This is a genomic window from Dankookia rubra (assembly GCF_004355005.1).
Classification (GTDB): domain Bacteria; phylum Pseudomonadota; class Alphaproteobacteria; order Acetobacterales; family Acetobacteraceae; genus Paracraurococcus; species Paracraurococcus ruber_A.
Genome location: NZ_SMSJ01000244.1, coordinates 1 through 1,812 on the forward strand (window position 1 = coordinate 1; position 1,812 = coordinate 1,812).

General features: G+C 69.8%; 2 protein-coding genes. Both read left to right on the forward strand.

Annotation, left to right across the window (positions count from 1 at the left end):
- Positions 1-139: IS66 family insertion sequence element accessory protein TnpB (gene tnpB / locus E2C06_RS36300; RefSeq protein WP_165982916.1), on the forward strand; the 139-nt coding region annotated here is incomplete at its 5' end.
- A gap of 40 nt (positions 140-179) precedes the next feature.
- A complete protein-coding gene (gene tnpC, locus E2C06_RS36305; protein WP_133293362.1) occupies positions 180-1,772 on the forward strand; it encodes an IS66 family transposase in 1,593 nt (530 codons plus the stop codon).
- The last annotated feature ends 40 nt before the right edge of the window (positions 1,773-1,812 follow it).

A 1,812-nucleotide genomic window follows, 5' to 3' on the forward strand; every position in this document is an offset into this window, starting at 1 on the left:
TGAGAAGGGCCGGTTCATCTGGCCGACGATTGCACGCGAAGGTTCGGTGACGCTGACGGCGGCCCAGTTCGCGATGCTCGTGGAAGGACTGGACTGGCGCACACCGACGTCGAGCTGGAAGCCTGAGATCGCGGTGTAGCCTCTTGCGGCGACGCGGCTGTGTCTGAGACGCTTCGGCCGTGCCCGCGCATGCCGACACCGCCCTGCCTGAAGATCCCGCCGCGCTGACGGCGATGATCCTGGCGTTGCGCGACGAGCTGACCGAGGCGCGGGCGTCGCTGCGGGCCGCCGAGCTCGGGCTGCAGATCCAGACACTGGAGGCGGAGAAGCTACGGGCGCAGATCGCGCGGCTGCGGCACCAGCAATACGGGTGGTCATCCGAGCGCCTGGCGGGCGAGATCGAGCAGCTCGAGTTGCGGCTCGACGACGTGCTGACCGATCTCGCGGCCGCAGGCGGCGAGGACGACACCAAGGACGCAGCCGCTAGCGCCGACGTGCCGGAGGAGAAGACGTCCCGCCGCAGCCGTCGCCCGCTGCCCGAGAACCTACCCCGGCGCGACGTCGAACACCTGCCCGCGACGGGCTGCGCCTGCGCCGCCTGCGGCGGCGTGCTGCGCAAAGTGGGCGAGGACGTCACGGAGATCCTGGAATATCGCCCTGGCCGGTTCGAGGTGCTGCGCCACGTCCGCCCGGCGTTCTCGTGCCGCAGTTGCGAGGCCATGACCCAGGCGCCGATGCCGTCCCTGCCGATCAGCCGCGGCCGGCCGGGCCCCGGGCTGCTGGCGCATGTGCTGGTCTCGAAATACTGCGACCATCTGCCGCTGTACCGGCAGTCGGAGATCTATGCCCGCGACGGCGTGGACCTGCCTCGCGGCCTGCTGGCGGGGTGGGTTGGCAAGGGCGCCAGCCTGATGGAGCCGATGGCCGACCACATCGGGTGCCATGCCCTGGCCGGGTCCCGGCTGCATGCCGACGATACGCCGATGCCGATGCTGGCACCGGGCCGCGGCCGGACCCAAACGGCGCGGTTCTGGGCCTATCTGCGCGACGACCGGCCGTTCGGCGGGACCGACCCGCCCGCGGTGTTCTACGAGTTCACGCCAGACCGGAAGGCCGAGCACCCGCAGCGGCGCCTGCGCGAGTTCCAGGGCATCCTCCAGGCCGATGCCTATCCTGGGTTCGACGCGCTCTATGCCGGCGGCCAGGTGGTCGAGGCGGCGTGCTGGACGCACGCCAAGCGCTACTTCCATGACGAGTTGGTCTCGACCGGCAGCCCGATCGCCCGCGAGGCGATCGAGCGGATAAAGCCGCTGTTCGTCATCGAGGCGGAGATCGAAGGCCAGTCGCCCGAGTTGCGTCTCGCCGCCCGGCAGGCTCGCTCGGCGCCAGTCATGGCTGAGTTGCACACCTGGCTCGAGGCGTCGCTGCGAAGGATCTCCGGCAAGTCCGACCTGGCGAAGGCGATCCGCTACACGCTGTCGCAGTGGACCGCCTTGATGACAGTGCTGCGCGACGGCCGTGCCTGCCTGCACAACAACGCCGTCGAGCGGCAGATCCGGCCGCTGGCCCTCGGCAGGAAGAACTATCTGTTTGCCGGATCGGTGGAGGGCGGCAAGCGTGCTGCCATCATCTACACCCTGATCGGCACCGCCGAGCTGAACGGCTGGGATCCGCAGGCATACCTCCGCGTCCTGCTCGAGCGCATCGCCGACCACCCAATCAACCGCCTCGCTGACCTCGCACCCTGGACCCTGCGGCCCCAAGCTATCTGACCCACGGCAGGCCGCCGTAGTCGTCGGCGGACGCTTACGA